General features: G+C 62.5%; 14 protein-coding genes. 4 read left to right on the top strand and 10 right to left on the bottom strand.

Annotated elements, in window-relative coordinates:
• Positions 1 to 7 precede the first annotated feature (7 nt).
• The 4 genes from CRP40_RS10975 to CRP40_RS10960 all read right to left on the bottom strand — a co-directional run bounded on the left by CRP40_RS10975 (position 8) and on the right by CRP40_RS10960 (position 4,915).
• Positions 8 to 1,000 (bottom strand): lysylphosphatidylglycerol synthase transmembrane domain-containing protein, encoded by a 993-nt coding sequence (locus tag CRP40_RS10975; RefSeq protein WP_027914531.1) that lies wholly within the window; start codon positions 998 to 1,000, stop codon positions 8 to 10.
• Entirely contained in the window at positions 997 to 1,761 is a 765-nt protein-coding gene (locus tag CRP40_RS10970; protein WP_027914532.1) for a polysaccharide deacetylase family protein, read from the bottom strand. The genes CRP40_RS10975 and CRP40_RS10970 overlap by 4 nt, the downstream gene beginning before the upstream one ends.
• Positions 1,754 to 2,875, bottom strand: a complete 1,122-nt coding sequence (locus tag CRP40_RS10965; protein WP_027914533.1) for a glycosyltransferase family 1 protein — start codon at positions 2,873 to 2,875, stop codon at positions 1,754 to 1,756. Before CRP40_RS10965 ends, CRP40_RS10970 begins: the two co-directional genes overlap by 8 nt.
• A gap of 165 nt (positions 2,876 to 3,040) precedes the next feature.
• Positions 3,041 to 4,915: a methyl-accepting chemotaxis protein gene (locus CRP40_RS10960; protein WP_027914534.1), complete on the bottom strand. Its 1,875-nt coding sequence runs from the start codon at positions 4,913 to 4,915 to the stop codon at positions 3,041 to 3,043.
• Between the two features lie 167 nt (positions 4,916 to 5,082).
• On the opposite strand from CRP40_RS10960, the gene CRP40_RS10955 reads away from it, so the two are divergent.
• Positions 5,083 to 6,558, top strand: a complete 1,476-nt coding sequence (locus CRP40_RS10955) for a helicase HerA-like domain-containing protein (RefSeq protein ID WP_027914535.1) — start codon at positions 5,083 to 5,085, stop codon at positions 6,556 to 6,558.
• A 66-nt stretch (positions 6,559 to 6,624) separates the two neighbouring features.
• Here the strand turns inward: CRP40_RS10955 and CRP40_RS10950 are convergent, their stop codons facing one another.
• Positions 6,625 to 8,097 carry an inorganic phosphate transporter gene (locus CRP40_RS10950; RefSeq protein ID WP_023534437.1) on the bottom strand — a complete coding sequence of 491 codons (1,473 nt, stop codon included), beginning with the start codon at positions 8,095 to 8,097 and terminating at the stop codon, positions 6,625 to 6,627.
• A 304-nt stretch (positions 8,098 to 8,401) separates the two neighbouring features.
• Positions 8,402 to 8,602: a hypothetical protein gene (locus CRP40_RS10945; RefSeq protein WP_027914536.1), complete on the bottom strand. Its 201-nt coding sequence runs from the start codon at positions 8,600 to 8,602 to the stop codon at positions 8,402 to 8,404.
• A gap of 431 nt (positions 8,603 to 9,033) precedes the next feature.
• Between CRP40_RS10945 and pcaR the strand changes: the two genes are divergently transcribed.
• The 3 genes from pcaR (at position 9,034) to CRP40_RS10925 (ending at position 12,723) form a co-directional block, all read left to right on the top strand.
• Entirely contained in the window at positions 9,034 to 9,909 is an 876-nt protein-coding gene (pcaR, locus tag CRP40_RS10935; RefSeq protein ID WP_225806671.1) for a pca regulon transcriptional regulator PcaR, read from the top strand.
• A 184-nt stretch (positions 9,910 to 10,093) separates the two neighbouring features.
• Positions 10,094 to 11,296 (top strand): 3-oxoadipyl-CoA thiolase, encoded by a 1,203-nt coding sequence (pcaF, locus tag CRP40_RS10930; protein WP_027914538.1) that lies wholly within the window; start codon positions 10,094 to 10,096, stop codon positions 11,294 to 11,296.
• Between the two features lie 137 nt (positions 11,297 to 11,433).
• Positions 11,434 to 12,723: an MFS family transporter gene (locus tag CRP40_RS10925; protein ID WP_023534482.1), complete on the top strand. Its 1,290-nt coding sequence runs from the start codon at positions 11,434 to 11,436 to the stop codon at positions 12,721 to 12,723.
• A gap of 66 nt (positions 12,724 to 12,789) precedes the next feature.
• Here the strand turns inward: CRP40_RS10925 and CRP40_RS10920 are convergent, their stop codons facing one another.
• From CRP40_RS10920 to CRP40_RS10905, 4 genes are all read right to left on the bottom strand, one after another.
• Positions 12,790 to 13,311, bottom strand: a complete 522-nt coding sequence (locus tag CRP40_RS10920; RefSeq protein WP_027914539.1) for an Mpo1-like protein — start codon at positions 13,309 to 13,311, stop codon at positions 12,790 to 12,792.
• A gap of 158 nt (positions 13,312 to 13,469) precedes the next feature.
• Complete coding sequence (locus CRP40_RS10915) at positions 13,470 to 14,924, bottom strand: AdeC/AdeK/OprM family multidrug efflux complex outer membrane factor (protein ID WP_027914540.1); 1,455 nt, start codon at positions 14,922 to 14,924, stop codon at positions 13,470 to 13,472.
• Positions 14,921 to 18,073, bottom strand: a complete 3,153-nt coding sequence (ttgB, locus tag CRP40_RS10910; RefSeq protein WP_027914541.1) for a multidrug efflux RND transporter permease subunit TtgB — start codon at positions 18,071 to 18,073, stop codon at positions 14,921 to 14,923. The genes CRP40_RS10915 and ttgB overlap by 4 nt, the downstream gene beginning before the upstream one ends.
• A gap of 3 nt (positions 18,074 to 18,076) precedes the next feature.
• Positions 18,077 to 19,243 (bottom strand): efflux RND transporter periplasmic adaptor subunit, encoded by a 1,167-nt coding sequence (locus tag CRP40_RS10905; protein WP_027914542.1) that lies wholly within the window; start codon positions 19,241 to 19,243, stop codon positions 18,077 to 18,079.
• Positions 19,244 to 19,302: the final 59 nt, after the last annotated feature.

The following is a 19,302-nucleotide window of genomic DNA, read 5'->3' as shown; positions in this document are numbered from 1 at the left end:
CAAGCGCTCAACCCACCTGACGCCGCCAGCGCTCCAGCAGCGGACGTGCCAGCAGGCACACGAACACAGGCCCTCCGGCGAGCAGATACAGGTAGTAAGTGATTGCGCGCCAGATCAGGATCGCCGCTGCCGCCGTCGAACTGCCCACCATGGGTGTCAGCAGGCTGGCCGAGGTCAGCTCGGCAGCGCCTGCGCCGCCGGGCATCATGCTGAACTGACCGGCGCTGAGCGAGAGCATCTGGACCAGGAAACTGGGGATCCAGGCCAGCTCCACGCCCAGGCCCTTGACCACTAGGTACAGCACGCTAAAGCGCAGCCCCCAGTGGACGCACGTCAGGCTGAACACCAGAAACAGGGTGCGCTTGGGTAGCTGCCAGGTTTGCGCCAGTGCCTGCACGAAACGAAACAGCTTACGGGCCCAGCGCCGTTTGCGCGGTGCGCTGGTACCCAGGCGCTGCAGCAGCCTGCCATTCAGCCGCATCACCTTTCGCCGGTAGCGCAGCAACGCCACCACGCCTGCCAGCGCCGCGCACAGCAGTGCCGCACTGCCCAGCAACATGCTTTCCTGGCTGCGCCCCAGGCTGTGAAACAACGCATAGCCGGCGATCGCCAGCATGGCGCAGAAGAAAAACACCAAGTCATTGAGCTGATCCATCGCGAACACCGCGCCGCTGCGGGCTGCGCTGATGCCCTCGCGGGCCAGCAAGGCCATCAGGGTCAGGGGACCGCCGCCACCACCTGGAGTGGTACAGATGGCGAATTCGGTGGCCATGACCACACCCAAGGTGCGCACCCGCGACACGCGCACTGCCTGATCGCCTAGCAGCAGGCGCATCCGGCAGGCGTTGATCACCCAGCACAGCAGAATCATGCCCACCAGCGTCATCAACAGCTGCGGGTCGAAGCGGCTCAGCTTGGGCAGCAGTTCGCTGCCGCCCAACAGTGCCGGCACCAACGCTGCGCCCAGCAGCGCCAAGCCCAGCAGCAGCCAGCGGTTCATGCTGCCACCTGCCGCTCCAGCCAGGCTGACTTGGTCAAGGGTTCGCGCCCGTCTTCGATCAGTTTTTCAAGGGTGCGCAGCCAGTAGTCCCGTGAGTATTGATGGCGCATGTCCACCGGGTGCAGCCCCAGGCGCAGGGTGTTAGCACCTTGCCAGCGTCGACATTGCCAGTCGCTGAGCACCCGCGACACACCACGGCGCCAGGCGCTGCGCGCGCTCCAGACCAAACCGGGTGCATCGATGGCGGTAAAGTCCGGCAGGCGATAGAGGTGCTGCGGGGTGCTGGTGTATTTGAGCGGCAGTTGGCGCAGCGCTTGCCGCGTGCCCTGGCTCATCAACCACGCGGGGGCCACGAAGCCTGCTACAGGCCAGCCTTGACGGTCGAACAACGCCAGGCCGTCTTGTAGCCGGGCGATGGCCTGGTGTTCGTCCAGCGCGTAGAACTCGCCTTCATGGGTATAGATCCGCCGCATGAAGTAGTCCACGGGCGTACGCGGCGTGGGGCCCTCATCGGCATGGGCGTAACCGTGCAGGGCCAGCTCGTCACCCGCGGCCAGACGGCGATCGAGCAACTGGCAGAAGCCGGGAGACTGAGTCAGCAGGTTGCGCCGATGAAAGTCGGGCACCACCAGCCAGGTCATGGGCACGTTACCCAATGCATCGACCGCCTGCACGAACGGCTCGTAATCTGGCCACGTCTCCGGGGCCACATCATGCAGCACCAGCATCACGCTACGGGAACGGGTACCGGACTCAAGCATGTGCCCGCACCTGCTGTTGATGGCCAAGTACAGCCTGGTAATGCTCAAGCAGGCCATTGACCACGTTGTCCCATGAGTAATGCTGCTCTACATGTCGCCTGGCCTGTGCACCGAGCTTGCGCGCCCCGGCTTCGAACGCCTCGCGCACCGCCAGGGCCATTGCCCGGGCATCATTGGGTTGGCACAAGCGCCCGCACTGGTCGTTGACGATTTCGCCGAAGGCGCCGGCACGCACTGCAACCACGGGCGTGCCACTGGCCATGGCTTCGAGGATGACCAGGCCGAAGGTTTCCTGGTCGCCGGCATGCACCAACAGGTCGGCGCTGGCCATCAGGCGAGCCACCTGGTCAGGTGGGCAGAACTGGCCGATCACGCTGACGTTGTCGGGCACATTGGCGGGCATGTTGGACCCCACCAGCAGCAGGTGATACCCGCGCCCCAGCTGCCGCATGCAGTCGAGCAGCACGGGCAGGTTCTTCTCCCGAGAGCCTCGGCCTGCATAGATCAGCAGCCGGCAGGTGTCGGCGATGCCCAGTTCGGCCCGCACCTGTGGATCGCGGCGTGCGGGGTTGAAGGTTTCCAGGTCCACGCCCAGCGGCTGCACGTGAACATCACGTACCCCCAGGCGGCGGAGCTTGTCTGCCATGACCTTGCTCGGTGCGAGCACGCGGTCGAAATTGCCATACAACTTGCTGACATAGGCCTCGACGTTGGGCGTGAACCAATTACCCATGCGGTTGCTCACCAACAGCGGCAGGTCGGAGTGATAGAAACCAATGACCGGTACGTCCAGCTGACGGCGCGCTTCAAGCGCCGCCCAGGCGGTCAAGTACGGGTCGCCGACCTCGATCAGGTCTGGCTTTAGCGTGCGCAGCGTGTTGCACCATGGCGCCAGGCGTACCGGAAAGCGGTAGCCTTTGCCAAAGGGCAGGGGTAGTGCAGGCACATGATAGACACCGCCTTCATGCCGAGCGCTGGCGCCGGGGATCAACAGGCTGTGACGGACACCTTGTAGGGCATCCAGGCGGTGGTGTTTGGCATCAAGGTAAGTGCGTACGCCGCCGCTGGCCGGGGCGTAGAACATGGTGATGTCGGCAATGTGCACGATCTGCATCCCTCCGGGATCGTCTTTCGGGTCTGTCATCGCGCGGTAACGAAACCGGCGTTGACATGCCATGAAGTTGACCTTTCAGAAGGATAGTTTGTTCGATCAGCTTGTGCGGTTGATCGCCCGGCAGCCGAGCGCCAGGCAAAGGCGCTCGGCGGGTCGGTGCCGGCTTCAGATACGGAAGGTGCCGACCAGGTGTTTCAGACGGCTGGCCTGCTGTTCCAAATCGGAACAGGCACGCAGCGTCGCCTGCAGGTTTTCGACGCCTTCCTGATTGAGCATGTTGATTTCGTTGATATCCATATTGATGGCTTCGACCACGGCCGTCTGCTCCTCGGTGGCCGTGGCCACGGACTGGTTCATGCCATCGATTTCGCCAATGCGCACGGTGACACTGTCCAGCCGCTCACCGGCCTGGTTGGCGATCTGCACACTGTCCAGGCTGTGGCGCTGGCTCTGGTCCATGGTATCGACCGACTCGCGGGCGCCCACTTGCAGCTCCTCGATCATGCCCTGGACCTGCTGCGCGGATTCCTGGGTGCGATGGGCCAGGTTACGCACTTCGTCGGCCACCACTGCGAAACCACGACCCGCTTCACCGGCACGCGCGGCCTCGATGGCGGCGTTGAGCGCCAGCAGGTTGGTCTGCTGGGAAATGCTGGTGATCACTTCGAGAATCTGGCCGATGTTGACGGTTTTACTGTTGAGCGTCTCGATGTGGGCGCTGGACGTCACGATCAAGTCGGAAAGCCGGTTCATGGCGGCGATGTTGCGATCGACCACTTGCTGGCCTTCTTCAGCCAGACGCCGTGCAGAACTTGCATGCTGAGAAGCCTGCGCCGCATTGCCGGCGATCTCCTGGGCGGCAGCGCCCAGCTCGTTGATGGCGGCCGCCACGCTGTTGGTGCGGTTGGATTGTTCGTCGGAATTGGTCATCGACGAATTGGACGCACTGATCACACGCAACGCGACTTCGTTCACCTGCTCGGTGGCCGAGGACACTTCACGGATCGAGCCGTGGATACGCTCGACGAAGCGGTTGAAGGCGTTGCCCAGGATGCCGAACTCGTCGTGATGGTGGATGCGCAGGCGCTTGGTGAGGTCGCCTTCGCCCTCGGCGATATCCTCCATGGCCCGTGTCATGGTGTGCAGCGGCTGCATCAGCACACGGATCAGCAGCCCCAGCAGGGCGATGATGATCACCACGGCCACCACGGTGGCGATCACGGCGGAGGTGCGGAACGTGCTGAGCATCGCGAAGGCCTTGTCCTTGTCCACCGACAGGCCGATGTACCAGTTGGCCGAAGGCAAGCCGGTCACCGGTGTGAACGTCAGCAGGCGGGCATGGCCGTCACTTTGCACTTCGGTCAGCTCAGGGGTGAGCTTCGGTGTGCGCTCGGGGAACAGGTCTGACAATGATTTCATCACCAGGCCTTGATCCGGGTGAACCAGGATCTTGCCTTGGTCGTTTACCAGGAAGGCATACCCCATGCCGCCGAAGTTCAGCGAGTTGATGATTTGCGCCAGGCCGTCCAGTGCCAGGTCACCACCGACCACTCCCACCGAATCGGCCACCTTGTCGAGGATGCCGATCACCATCTTGTTGGTGGTCATGTCGATGTAGGGTTCGGTCAGCAGGGTGCCGCTGGCACTCATGCCATCCTTGTACCAGGGGCGTGTGCGGGGATCGTACCCGTCAGGCATCTTTGCATCCGGGCGCACGCTGAAGCTGCCATCGACCCTGCCCAGGTAAACGGTAAGGAAACTCGATATCAGCGCCTGCTGGCCCATCAGGGTTTCAGCATTGGCCGGTTGCTGGGCGATATTCTGCGCCAGGTTCTCGACCAGTTTGATACGTCCCTCGAACAAACTGCGGATGTTGGTCGACGTAGAGGCGCCCATCTCAGTCAGGTAGTCCTGAAGGTCCTCGCGAATCGCATTACGCTGCAGGTAATCGTTGTAGAGGGTGAACAGGCTGAATGCGAGGATCACGATCAGTGATGCTGCCAGCAGAATCTTGTGGCTGAAACGAAGGCTTTTGTTCATGAAATCATCGGGTCCGCTAAGGTTTTGTATCAGGCGTTCGCAGCTGTAGGGCCCAGCCAGTGCAACATCCCGAAAAGTCCTTTTTCGGTTGTTCTCTCTGAGTAAGGCGAATATCACCCAGAGGTATCGGCCGAAGTAAGACAAAGCTTGAGCAGAGGATTAAAGAGATGTCGGAATCTTCATTTATCGTTGTAGGATCAAGCCCTGATGGCCAGCCCGTAGGGCAAGCGATGCGGCTTGCCAACCGGCACGGGTTGGTGGCGGGGGCCACCGGTACCGGCAAGACCGTGACCCTGCAACACTTGGCCGAGGCTTTCAGCGATGCCGGCGTGGCGGTGTTCGCGGCCGACGTCAAAGGCGACCTGTGTGGGCTAGGCGCCAAAGGCGCGCCTGAGGGCAAGGTGGCCGAGCGCATCGCAGGGATGCCTTGGTTGCACCACCAGCCACAGGCCTACCCAGTCAGCGTGTGGGACATCGCGGGCCAGTCGGGGCATCCGTTGCGTACCACGATCAGCGAAATGGGGCCTTTGCTGCTAGGCAACTTGCTTGAGCTCACCGATAGCCAACAGGCGGCGCTGTATGCCAGTTTCAAGGTGGCCGATCGCGAAGGCTTGCTGTTGCTGGACCTCAAGGACCTCAAAGCGCTGCTTGGCCACCTGAAGGACAACCCGCAGGTGCTGGGCGAAGACAGTGCGCTGGTTACCGGCGCGTCCGTGCAGGCGTTGCTGCGCCGGCTGGCCACCCTGGAGCAGCAGGGGGCAGAGGCGTTGTTTGGTGAGCCGGCATTGCAGCTCGAAGACATTCTGCGGCCCGACCCGGATGGGCGAGGGCGCATCCATTTGCTCGACGCCAGCCGCCTGGTGCATGAGGCACCCAAGGTCTACGCCACGTTTCTACTGTGGCTGCTGGCCGAACTGTTCGAGCAACTGCCCGAGCGTGGTGATGCCGAAAAACCGGTGCTGGCGCTGTTCTTCGATGAAGCGCACCTGCTGTTCAAGGACACGCCCAAGGCCTTGCAAGACCGCCTGGAGCAGGTGGTGCGGCTGATTCGCTCAAAAGGGGTCGGGGTGTATTTCGTCACCCAGTCCCCAGCCGACCTGCCCGATGCAGTCCTTGCCCAGTTGGGCCTGCGAATCCAGCATGGCTTGCGGGCGTATACGGCCAAGGAGCAGAAGGCGCTACGCGCCGTAGCCGAGGGCTTTCGCCCCAACCCTTCATTCGATGCGTTGTCCTCGCTGACCGAGCTGGGCATCGGCGAGGCACTGGTCGGCACGCTCGAGGACAAGGGAACACCTGCCAGTGTGCAGCGAGTGCTGGTCGCCCCACCGCAATCGCGCATCGGCCCGTTGAGTGAGGCCGAGCGCAGTGCACTGATTGCGCGGTCCCCCTTGGTTGGCCGTTATGACAAACCCATAGACCGGGAGTCGGCTTACGAAAGGCTCAACCAACGCAAGGGCGAAGCGGTGGAGCCCGCGCCGCAACCCAAGGCTGATGACAGCAGTTTCGCTGAAAAGGCGGGCGAATTTCTGCAAGGCGCGGCCGGGCAGGCGATCAAGTCGGCGATGCGTCAGGCTGCCAATCAACTGGGGCGGCAGCTGGTGCGCGGGCTGATGGGCTCGTTGCTGGGCGGGAAAAAGAAGTAGCTGCGCGGTGTGAAACCATCGCCCATAAAAAAGGCGCCCGACGGCGCCTTTTTCTATGGGCTGAGGTCAGCCGATTGCCTTGGACGCCAACCAGAACAGGCCGGCGGCAAGCCCCATCGAGGCGGGCAGGGTCAGCACCCACGCCATCAGGATGGTCTTCACCGTACCGCCCTGCAGGCCGCTTTTGTTGGCGACCATGGTGCCAGCAACGCCGGAAGACAGCACATGCGTGGTTGAAACCGGCAGCGCGAACACGTTGGCCATGCCAATGGCGCAGGCCGCGGTGATCTGCGCCGACATGCCCTGGGCATAGGTCATGCCCTGTTTGCCAATCTTCTCGCCGACGGTCAACACCACGCGGCGCCAGCCAACCATGGTGCCCAGGCCCAGGGCCAGGGCAACGGCCACGATCACCCAGAACGGAGCGTACTCAGTGGTGGCGGTCAGGTCCTTGCGCAGCTTTTCCAGGTCGGACTTTTCACGCGCATCCAGGCCCGGCAACTTGCCAACCTTTTTCGCGGTGTCGTCCAGGCACAGCAGGTAACGGCGTACTTCTACACGCTTGTCCGCGTCCAGGGCCCGGTAGTCGGTCACGCCCTGCAGCGAGGACTGCAGCGCGGCGATGGTCGGCTCGGTCTGCTGGGGATTGCAGCTGAACTGTTCAGGCAGGTCACTGGCCTTGGCCTTGCCCAGCGCCAGGAATTCGCCCAGCGTGGCAGCGTTGCGCTCGTAGAACTGGCTCATGTGCAACGTGGCATCACGGGTGCGTTCGATCTGGTAGGTGGTGCTGTTCAGGTCGAGCACGAACTTGGCCGGTACGATGCCGATCAATACCAGCATGATCAGGCCAATGCCTTTCTGACCGTCATTGGAGCCGTGCACGAAGCTCACGCCCATGGCCGAAATCACCAGCACCAGACGATTCCAGAAAGGCGGGTGCTTCTTGTCGTCCAGTTTGCGGCGTTGCTCAGGCGTCTTGTGCATCTTCGACAGCGGGCGCCACCATTTCAGGCCAAGCAGGACCAGCGCGGCCACGGCAAACCCGGCGATCGGCGAAACCACCAGGGACATGGCGATATCGATGGCTTTCTGCCAATTGACGCCGTCACCCAGCGGAATGTCGTTGATGAGCGCGTTGGCCAGGCCCACGCCCAGGATCGAGCCGATCAGGGTATGCGAACTGGACGCAGGAATACCGAAGTACCAGGTGCCCAGGTTCCAGGTAATGGCTGCGGCCAGCAGCGAGAAGACCATGGCCAGGCCGTGCCCGGTGTTCACATTGATCAGCAGCTCTACCGGAAGCAGGTGCACGATGGCATAAGCCACCCCGACCCCACCCAGCAGAACGCCAAGGAAGTTGAACACGCCGGAGAAGAACACGGCCAGGTGTGGTGGCATGGCTTTGGTGTAGATGACGGTGGCTACCGCGTTGGCGGTGTCATGAAAGCCATTGATGAACTCGAAGGCGAGCACGAAGGTCAAGGCGAGCAGCAAGCTCACCAATACCCAGGCATCCAGTCCGCTGAATAAATCGATCATGAAGGTTGTCTGGCGGTCGTAGGGGGGCCGGATTATGCCAGAAAACGTTGGCAATCGATGCACCCGCGGCAGCCGCTGATCATGTCGCCCAGGTCAGAAATTGCCGTCTGCCACTGCAGGTCGGTCAACATTATCGAAGCCAAATGTGTTCAACGTCAGCGAAAAATCAGCAAAATGCGCGGAAGGTGAGGCGGTTAATCGTTTTAAACGCCCGTATGAAATTTGTGAAATTCCATTACAACCATTGCGCCAGAGCAATTACGCGCTCTGGGCACCCCTAGCGCTTTGACGATTGGGCAAAGGGCTAGGGGTTAGCGCTGCGCAATTCCTTCTCCATGCGTTCCAGCTCCTGGCTGAACGCCTGGTCGCGCATGTTGGCGCGTTTGCGCCAGGGTTTGCGTTCCGGTTCCGGCTGTGCCGCATAGGTGGTCACTTCGCCGCCATATACATCCTTGAAACGCTCAGCCTGGCGCTCGAGTTCTGCGCGCAGTTCTTCTTTTGTCACATGCAGTACCTGAATTGAATTGAAAAGAGGACCGCCCTGTCGGCGTAAACCGTTAGACGATATCGACACTTAACTTGCCGGCGGGACCTGGATCGACGCGTCGTCCAACTAGACGACCGGAGTATATCAACACTCGAATAAGGCCAGTGTGATGGGATTGGCCCGACGGGCAATCAAAGACATGTCGATATTAAGAAAACCACAACGTGTGAAAGTTCGATATCGCACGCGATGCACACCGCAAAAACAAAACGGCCCCACCAATTGGCAGGGCCGTTGCCTGGGACTTCTACGGTGGGTACCTGACCAGTCTCTCCAAAGAAGCCACAAGTGGCACTGGAAAGGTATAAGCAAACGTGTCGCCGGTCAATTGCGATTATCGGCCGGTTGTTCGATAATCGCACAAGTCGGCGATTTTGTTGAGGTGTGCGATGAATGACGATAAAACAGCCCGTGACAGTGCTCTGCCCGAACCAACACGCAGTCCGGCACCCGCCCTGGCCCCGCCAATCGTGGCATCGCCGGCCAAACGCATTCAGGCGTTCACCGGCGATCCTGACTTCATGACCTCCCTGGCGCGTGGGCTTGCCGTCATACAGGCATTTCAGGAACGCAAGCGGCACCTGACCATCGCGCAAATCAGCCATCGCACCGAAATACCTCGGGCGGCAGTGCGCCGATGCCTGCATACGCTGATGAAGCTGGGCTACGCGACCACCGACGGGCGTACCTACTCCTTGCTGCCCAAAGTGCTGACGCTCGGCCATGCGTACCTGTCATCGACACCCCTGGCCATTTCCGCGCAGCCTTACCTGGACCGTATCAGCGACCAGTTGCACGAGGCGGCCAACATGGCGACCCTCGAAGGGGACGACATTCTGTACATCGCCCGCTCGGCGACGGTAGAGCGTCTGATCTCGGTAGACCTGTCGGTCGGTGGACGGCTCCCGGCGTACTGCACGTCCATGGGCCGCATCCTCCTGGCGGCCATGGACGACACCAGCTTGCGCGAATACTTCGATCGTGCCGACCTCAAGGCCCGCACCAGCCGTACCCTGCACGACGCCCCGTCGCTGTTCGCCTGCATCGAGCAAGTGCGTAGCCAGGGATGGTGCGTGGTCGACCAGGAACTCGAACAAGGCCTGCGCTCGGTGGCCGTGCCCGTCTACGACGCCTCAGGCCAGGTATTGGCAGCGCTGAACGTCAGTACCCACGTCGGGCGTGTACCGCGCAGTGAACTGGAGCAGCGGTTTCTTCCCGTACTGCTGGAAGCCAGCCAAGAGCTCAGCCATCAGCTGTTTGGATAAGCGCGAAGGCTTTAGGATCATTACAGCCTGCTGACAAAGCGTTCGATAATCGCCCAGTTCAGCCTTGAGCTAATTGTGACGGCCCCGCCTTTGTCCCTAACCTGATGCCCACCCGGCGGACAGGTTGCAGTGACCCGATTGTGCCTGTATCGCCGGCGCCCATGGTCACTGCAGGAGACGCAAGATGCGCGAGGTCTATATTTGTGATGCCGTTCGCACGCCCATTGGCCGGTTTGGTGGCGCCCTTGCCAGCATCCGGGCTGACGACTTGGCGGCGGTACCGCTCAAGGCATTGATCGCGCGCAACCCGGGTGTGCACTGGGCGCACCTGGACGAGGTGTTTTTCGGTTGTGCCAATCAGGCGGGCGAAGACAACCGTAACGTGGCACGCATGGCGTTGCTGCTGGCCGGGCTGCCTGAATGCGTGCCGGGTGTCACCCTCAACCGGTTGTGCGCTTCGGGCATGGAGGCCGTCGGCGCGGCGTTCCGCGCCATCGCCTGTGGCGAAATGGAGCTGGCCATCGCGGGCGGCGTGGAGTCGATGTCGCGAGCGCCGTTTGTCATGGGCAAAGCGCAAAGCGCTTATTCACGCACCATGCAACTGGAAGACACCACCATCGGCTGGCGTTTCGTCAACCCGCTCATGAAAGCGCAATACGGCGTGGATGCCATGCCGCAGACGGCGGACAACGTAGCTGACGACCATGGCATTTCCCGCGCCGACCAGGATGCATTTGCCTTGCGCAGTCAGCACAAGGCCGCAGCGGCGCAAGCTGCCGGGTTTTTCGCCGAGGAAATCGTGCCGGTGTGCGTCGCGCACAAGAAGGGTGAGACCTGGGTAGAGCACGATGAGCACGTGCGACCCGATACCACCCTTGAGGCCTTGGCCAGGCTCAACCCCGTCAATGGCGTGGGCAAAACGGTGACGGCGGGCAATGCATCGGGGGTCAACGATGGCGCGGCAGCGATGATCCTGGCGTCTGCCGAGGCCGTGCACACCCATGGCCTGACCGCTCGCGCCAAGGTACTGGGCATGGCCAGTGCGGGGGTGGCCCCGCGGGTCATGGGCATCGGGCCGGTGCCTGCGGTACGCAAGCTGATCGAGCGACTGGGCATCGACATCAGCGCATTCGATGTCATTGAACTCAACGAGGCCTTCGCCAGCCAGGGGCTGGCCGTTCTTCGCGGGCTAGGGGTGGCGGACGATGCGCCCCAGGTCAACCCCAACGGCGGTGCCATCGCACTGGGCCACCCGCTGGGCATGAGTGGTGCGCGCCTGGTACTGACGGCGCTGCACCACCTTGAGCGCACAGGAGGGCGCAAAGGCTTGGCCACGATGTGCGTAGGTGTCGGTCAAGGGCTGGCGCTGGCCATTGAACGGCTTTGAGGGAGCCTGCGCCCGGGTGCCTCAGAGATGAGGGCAGCCGGCAGCGCCTCGCTGCACTTGATTGCACACCACGCGGAACGACTGTGTAACCAGGTATGTCTAGACTTACCTTGTATTCCTCCAGGAGCACGACTGACATGACCACCCCTCACTACACTGGCGAGGAGCGTAGCAAACGCATCTTCGCCATCGTCGGCGCCTCTTCAGGCAACCTGGTGGAATGGTTCGACTTCTATGTCTACGCCTTCTGCGCCATTTATTTTGCTCCGGCGTTCTTTCCCTCAGATGACCCGACCGTGCAACTGCTCAATACCGCCGGTGTGTTTGCCGCGGGCTTTCTGATGCGGCCTATCGGCGGCTGGATCTTCGGCCGTCTGGCCGACCGCCACGGTCGCAAGAACTCGCTGATGATCTCGGTACTGATGATGTGTTTCGGGTCCTTGGCCATCGCCTGCCTGCCCACTTACGCCAGTATTGGCACATGGGCGCCGGCATTGCTGCTGCTGGCGCGCTTGATTCAGGGCCTGTCGGTGGGGGGTGAATACGGCACCACGGCGACCTACATGAGCGAAGTGGCGCTGCGTGGCCAGCGGGGCTTCTTTGCATCGTTCCAGTACGTGACCCTGATTGGCGGCCAGTTGCTGGCAGTATTGGTGGTGGTGATCCTGCAGCAGTTGCTGACCGAAGACGAGCTGCGCGCCTGGGGCTGGCGAATTCCCTTCGTGGTCGGTGCGATCGCTGCCGTCATCTCCTTGATGCTGCGCCGCTCCCTGCACGAAACCAGCAGCGCAGAAACGCGCCAGGACAAGGACGCCGGCAGTATCCGCGGTTTGTTCGGCAATCACCTGGCGGCCTTCATCACGGTGCTGGGCTACACCGCTGGCGGCTCGCTGATCTTCTACACCTTTACCACCTACATGCAGAAGTACCTGGTCAACACGGCTGGCATGACCGCCAAGCACGCCAGCTACGCAATGACCGGGGCGCTGTTCCTGTTCATGGTGATGCAGCCGTTCTTCGGTATGCTGTCCGACCGCATCGGCCGGCGTAACTCCATGCTGTTGTTCGGCGCGCTGGGCACGGTGTTCACGGTGCCATTGCTCATGGCGCTCAAGACGGTCAGCAGCCCCTTCATGGCGTTCGTGCTGGTGAGCCTGGCGTTGTGCATCGTCAGCTTCTACACCTCCATCAGTGGTCTGGTGAAAGCCGAAATGTTCCCGCCCCAGGTGCGGGCCTTGGGCGTGGGGCTTGCCTACGCGGTGGCCAACGCCGTGTTTGGCGGGTCGGCGGAGTACGTGGCCCTGGGGCTCAAGACCTTGGGCATGGAAAACACGTTCTACTGGTACGTGACCGCCATGATGGCCATCGCTTTCCTGTTCAGCCTGCGCTTGCCAAAACAAGCCAAGTACCTGCACCACGATCATTGACGAGCTCGACACAGAGCATGAAGCGCGGCGGGCCGTCCGCGGTATCGGGACGGCCTGTCGAGGTTGTCACTGCCGCACGGCCTTACGCACCGCCACCGGGCCGGCGGCGCGCTCGATCTGACGCTTGAGGGCAGGGCACAGGCCCATCATGAAGGCCGCTTCGGCCACCACGAACAGCGGCCCGATGATCAAGCCGCTGATGTCATCGACGAACGCTGGCTTGCGCCCCTCGTAATGATGACCGACGAACTGGATGATCCAGCCCACCACGAATGCACCCACGCCCACCGACAGCCACAGCGCCGTGGTCTGCACCGCCAGCAGGTGACCTAACCACAGGCACAGGCCCAACAGGGCGCCCATCACCAGGCCGAAGCGAAGCTCCAGGCGCAGGTAGAACCAGGTGGCCGCCGCCGAGACAAGCAGGGCAGGAGACAGCCAAATGCCGCCCAGCGACCCGCCTGGCCGAGACAACAGAATGGTCACGGACAGGACAATCAGAGGTATGCCGACGAAATGAGTGACGATGTTGCGTGGGTCGCGGTGATAGCCCGCGTAGCGGATCAGGTGCTCGGCGAGGGTGCTCATGGTGCTGCCTCCTGGTGGGCTTGCCGGGGTGTGCCCGATATAGCTCAGGATAGCTGTGGTCACCATCATCATCAGCCTGGCGAATGCCAGGGCCGCGCCTTGCTCATCACCCACCGCGTCTGTCGAGGCCTGGCGGGTGGTGAGCAAGCGGGCGGGTATCAGCCGCGGGGCGTCTGTACCGAGGCCTGCTGGTTGGCCTGCCCGGTGCGCTCGTACCAGCCGCCACCGAGTGCCTTGTACAGGTTGACTTCGCTGGTCAGCTGCGAAAGGCGGTCACCGATCAGCGCCTGCTGCGCACTGAACAGGTTGCGCTGGGCGTCGAGGAACGTCAGGTTGCTGTCGATGCCGATACGGTACCGACGCTCGGCCAGGCGGTAGTAGTCCTGGTTGGCTTGCACCAGGTCCCGCTGGGCTTGCAACTGCTCCTCGAAGGTCTTGCGCGCAGCCAGCCCATCGGATACTTCCTGGAACGCAGTCTGGATGGACTTCTCGTAGCGGGCGACGTTGATGTCCTTCTGGATCTTGGCGTAGTCAAGGCTCGCTTTCAGGCTGCCGGCGGTGAAGATCGGCAGGTTGATCTGCGGCTGGAACAGCCAGGTGCCCGACCCACCCTTGAACAGCCCGCCCATGTCGGTGCTCAAGGTGCCCGCATTGGCCGTCAGGCTGATGCTGGGGAAGAAGGCCGCGCGGGCAGCGCCGATGTTGGCGTTGGCCGCCTTGAGCAGGTGCTCGGCCTCCTGGATGTCAGGGCGGCGCTGCAACAGGTCCGACGGCAGGCCTGCCGGTACTTCGGCCAGTTGATCGGCGTCCAGGCGCAGTGGTTCAGGCAGGTTTGTGGGGATGCCGGTCCCCAGCAGGACAGTCAGGCTGTTCACGTCCTGGGCGACCAGGCGCTGGTACTGCGAGTACTTGACCCGGGCGCCTTCGACAGCCGTGCGGGCCTGGCTCAGGTCCAGCGCCGACGCCACGCCCACCTCGTTGCTGCGCCGGGTGAGGTTGTAGCTTTCCTGGTAGTTCTTCAGGGTTTCCTCGGTCAGCTTGAACAGCGCCTGGTCGGCCTGCCAGGTGTAATAGGCGTTCGCCACGCTCGCCACCAGGCTGATCTGGGTGGAGCGACGCGCCTGCTCGCTGGACAGGTAGGTCTCCAGCGCCTGTTCCGAAAGGCTGCGCACGCGGCCGAACAGGTCGAGTTCATAGGCACTGACGCCCAGGGTTGCCGAATACTGGCTGGTGATGCCCGACTGGCCAGTCTGCGACATGTTCGCCGGGATGCGTTGACGGCTGCCACTGCCGTTGGCCGACACCGCCGGGAACAGGTCCGCACGCTGGATGCGGTACTGGGCGCGGTAGGCGTCGATGTTCAGCGCCGCGACGCGCAGGTCCCGGTTGTTGACCAGCGCGGTCTGGATCAGTTGCTGCAGCGCCGGGTCGTTGAAGAACTGCCGCCAGCCCTGTTCAGCGGCAGCGACGTCCGCCGACTGGGTGGGCGAGTAGGCCGGGCCTTGCGGCCACTGCTCAGCCACCGGTGCTTCCGGGGTCTGGTAGTCGGGAATCAGCGAGCAGCCGCCGAGGATGAAAGCGGTGACTGCCAGGGACAACAAAGACTTGGTCATTGCCCAGCCTCATAACGTGGAGTTTCAGGGGTGTCATCTTTTTTCGGCTCTTTGCTGCCGAACAGCGACGACACTGCGACGAAGAACAACGGTACCCAGAAGATGGCCAGCACGGTCGCACTGATCATGCCGCCGATCACGCCGGTACCAATGGCGTGCTGGCTGCCGGCGCCAGCGCCGCTGGCGATGGTCAAAGGTACCACGCCGAGGATGAAGGCCAGCGAGGTCATGATGATCGGGCGCAAACGCATGCGGCACGCCTCGATCGCCGCGTCGTACAGGCTGCGGCCCTGCTCGTGCAATTCCTTGGCGAACTCGACGATCAGAATGGCGTTCTTGGCCGCCAGGCCGATGGTGGTCAAGAGGCCGACCAGGAAGTACACGTCATTGGACAGCCCGCGCAGGCTGGTAGCGATCAACGCACCGATGATGCCCAGTGGCACCACCAGCACCACGGCGATCGGAATCGACCAGCTTTCGTACAGCGCTGCCAGGCACAGGAACACGAACAGCAGCGACAGGGCGAACAGGGCCGGCATTTGCGAACCAGACAGCTTCTCCTCGTAGGACATGCCCGTCCAGGAGAAACCTACGCCGCTTGGCAGTTCGCCGGCGATGCGCTCGACCTCGGCCATGGCCTCACCGGTACTGTAGCCAGGGGCAGGCGCACCGAGGATTTCCATGGCTTCTACGCCGTTGTAGCGCGAGAGCTTGGGCGAGCCGTAGGTCCATTCACCTTTGGCGAACGAAGAGAACGGCACCATTTCGCCATCGGCGTTGCGCACATACCACTTCTGCAGGTCTTCCGGGCTCATCCGGGCATTGGCTTCGCCCTGGATGTAGACCTTCTTGACCCGGCCGCGGTCGATGAAGTCGTTGACGTAGCTGGCACCGAAGGCAATCGACAGGGTGTTGTTGATGTCCGAGATGGTCACGCCCAGGGCGCTGGCACGCTCGTCATCGATGGTCAGCTGGTACTGCGGTTCGTCGTTCAGGCCATTGGGGCGTACACCGCTGAGGATCTTGCTTTGCGAAGCCTTGGCCAGGAACTGGTTGCGGGCCTCCATCAGCTTGGCATGGCCGACACCGCCGCGGTCCTGCAGGAACACGTCGAAGCCTGTGGCGTTACCCAGCTCGAGCACCGCTGGTGGTGCGAACGCGAAGACCATGGCGTCGCGGAAGCTGAAGAAGTGCTGCTGCGCCCGCTGGGCAAGACCGAACACGCTGTTTTCCGCCGTACGCTCACCCCAGGGCTTGAGCATGATGAACGCCATGCCCGAGCTCTGGCCGCGGCCTGCGAAGTTGAAGCCGTTGACGGTGAACACCGAGGATACCGTGTCGGCTTCGTCCTTGAGCAGGTATTCGCGCATCTGGTCGACCACTGCCTGGGTACGCTCGGCACTGGAGCCGGCCGGCGTCTGCACCTGGGCAAACAGTACACCCTGGTCTTCCTCGGGCAGGAACGCGGTTGGAATGCGGGTGAACAGGAAAATCATGCCGGCCACGATCAGGGCATAGCCCAACAGGAACGGAATCTTGTTGCGCAGGATGGTCCCCACGCTGCGCTCGTAGCCGTTGACGCTGCGATCGAAGCTGCGGTTGAACCAGCCGAAGAACCCACCCTTGGCCTCATGGTGCTGGCCCTTTTTCAAAGGCTTGAGCATGGTGGCGCACAGCGCCGGGGTGAAGACCAGCGCCACCAGCACCGACAGGCCCATGGCCGAGACGATGGTGATGGAGAACTGGCGGTAGATCACACCAGTGGAGCCCCCGAAGAACGCCATGGGCAGCAGTACGGCCGACAATACCAGGGCGATACCCACCAGCGCGCCCTGGATCTGTTCCATGGAGCGCTTGGTCGCCTCCTTGGGCGGCAGCCCTTCTTCGGACATCACACGCTCGACGTTTTCCACCACCACGATGGCATCGTCCACCAGCAGGCCGATGGCCAGCACCATGGCGAACATGGTCAGGGTGTTGATGCTGAAGCCTGCGGCGGCAAGGATGCCGAAGGTGCCCAGCAAAACCACCGGTACGGTCATGGTGGTGATGATGGTGGCGCGGAAGTTCTGCAGGAACAGGTACATCACCAGGAACACCAGCACGACGGCTTCGATCAGGGTATGGATGACCCCGCTGATCGATTCGGTGACCACCGGCGTGGTGTCATACGGGAATACCGCCTTGACCCCTGGCGGGAAGAACGGCTCCAGGTCGGCGATGGTCTGGCGCAGGGCCTTGGCCGTATCCAGTGCGTTGGCGCCCGTGGCCAGCTTGACGGCCAGGCCCGAGGCGGGCTTGCCGTTGAACTGGGCGCTGACGGCATAGTTCTCGCCGCCAAGGCTGACCTGGGCCACATCGCCCAGGCGTACCTGGGAGCCGTCGTTGTTGACCTTGAGCAGGATCTTCTCGAACTGCTCGGCAGTCTGCAGGCGGGTCTTGCCGATGATGGTGGCGTTGAGCTGCGTCCCAGGCACGGCTGGCAGGCCGCCGAGCTGGCCGGAGGAGACCTGAACGTTCTGGGCAGCCACGGCGGTCTTGACGTCCACCGGGGTCAGCTGGAACTTGTTCAATTTGGCCGGATCGAGCCAGATGCGCATGGCGTACTGGGCGCCGAACACCTGGAAGTCACCCACACCGGCCGTACGCGAGATCGGGTCCTGCATGTTGGAGACGATGTAGTTGGCCAGGTCGTCCTTGGTCATGCTGCCGTCTTCGGACACCAGACCGATCACCATCAGGAAGTTCTTCACGGCCTTGGTGACGCGGATACCCTGTTGCTGCACTTCCTGCGGCAGCAGGGGGGTGGCCAGGTTGAGCTTGTTCTGCACCTGCACCTGGGCGGTGTCGGGGTTGGTACCCTGCTCGAAGGTGGCAGTAATGGTCATGCTGCCGTCGGAGTTACTTTCCGACGACACATAACGCAGGTTGTCGATACCGTTGAGCTGCTGTTCGATCACCTGCACCACCGTATCCTGCACGGTTTGCGCCGAAGCGCCCGGGTAGGTCACGGCAATGGCGATGGCCGGTGGGGCGATGCTGGGGTACTGGTTGATCGGCAACTTCAGGATCGACAAGGCGCCGACCAGCATGATCACCAAGGCGATCACCCAGGCGAAGATCGGGCGATCAATAAAGAACTTCGACATGGTTTACTCCGCTTTGGCGTCTGCTTTCGCTGCGTTGCCCTGGTTGGGGCTGTCCGGCTTCTTGACGTTGGTGGCTTCGCTGACCTTGACCTCGGCACCTGGGCGCACGTACTGCAAGCCTTCGGTGATCAGGCGGTCGCCTGGGTTCAGGCCTTCCTCGATCAGCCAGTCGCTGCCCACGGTACGGCTGGCCTTGAGCTGGCGCAGTTCGACCTTGTTGTCCTTGTTCACCACCAGCGCGGTAGGGGCGCCCTTGAGGTCGCGCGTCACGCCCTGCTGCGGTGCCAGGATGGCATTGGCGTTCACGCCCGCCTTGAGCCGTGCATGCACGAACATGCCAGGCAACAGGGTGTGGTCAGGGTTGGGGAAGATGGCACGCAGGGTGACCGAGCCGGTGGTTTCGTCCACGGCCACTTCGGAGAACTCCAGGCGCCCTTCCTGCTTGTACAAGGTGCCGTCTTCGAGCACCAGTTGCACCGACGCTGCGTTGTCGCCAGCGCGCTGCAGTTGGCCGCTTTCCAGCTCGCGCCGCAGCTTGAGCAGCTCGGCAGTGGACTGGGTCACGTCGACGTAGATCGGGTCCAGTTGCTGGATGGTGGCCATGGCATTGGTCTGGCCGCTGTTGACCAGCGCGCCTTCGGTTACCGCCGAACGACCGATGCGGCCGCTGATGGGGGCCAGGACCTTGGTGTAGCGCAGGTCGATCTGCGCACTCTTGAGCGAGGCCTCGGCTTGCAGGCGCTTGGCATTGGCGTCGTCGTATTCCTGCCGGGAAACCGCCTGTTCCTCGATCAGCTGCTTGTAGCGATCAGCCAGAGAGCGGGTAGCCTGCAGGTCTGCCTGGGCCTTGCTCAGGTTGGCTTCGTAGACGGCCGGGTCGATCTGATACAGCTGTTGGCCCTGCTTGACCTCGCTGCCTTCCTTGAACAGGCGCTTGAGGATGATCCCGTTTACCTGTGGACGAACTTCGGCGATCCGGTAGGCATTGGTGCGGCCTGGCAGCTCGGTGGTCAAGGTGAAGGCCTGCGGCTGTAGGGTCACTACGCCGACTTGAGGCGCCTGCTGCTGCTGTTGCTGCTGCGCGGCTTGGTCTTCTTTATTGCAGCCACTGAGCAGGGTTGCGAGGGCTACGGCTGAAACCAGGGCGGTAACGGCTGGCTTGAATTGCATGAGAATCCTCGGATCGCAGGAGCAGGGAGACGCTCAAGAGTAATGGAATGTCTTGATCT

Source organism: Pseudomonas sp. URMO17WK12:I9, from assembly GCF_900230165.1.
In the GTDB taxonomy this organism is placed as follows: domain Bacteria; phylum Pseudomonadota; class Gammaproteobacteria; order Pseudomonadales; family Pseudomonadaceae; genus Aquipseudomonas; species Aquipseudomonas fulva.
The sequence above is the reverse complement of the archived record's forward strand: the minus strand, read 5'-3'. Positions and strand labels throughout refer to the sequence as shown.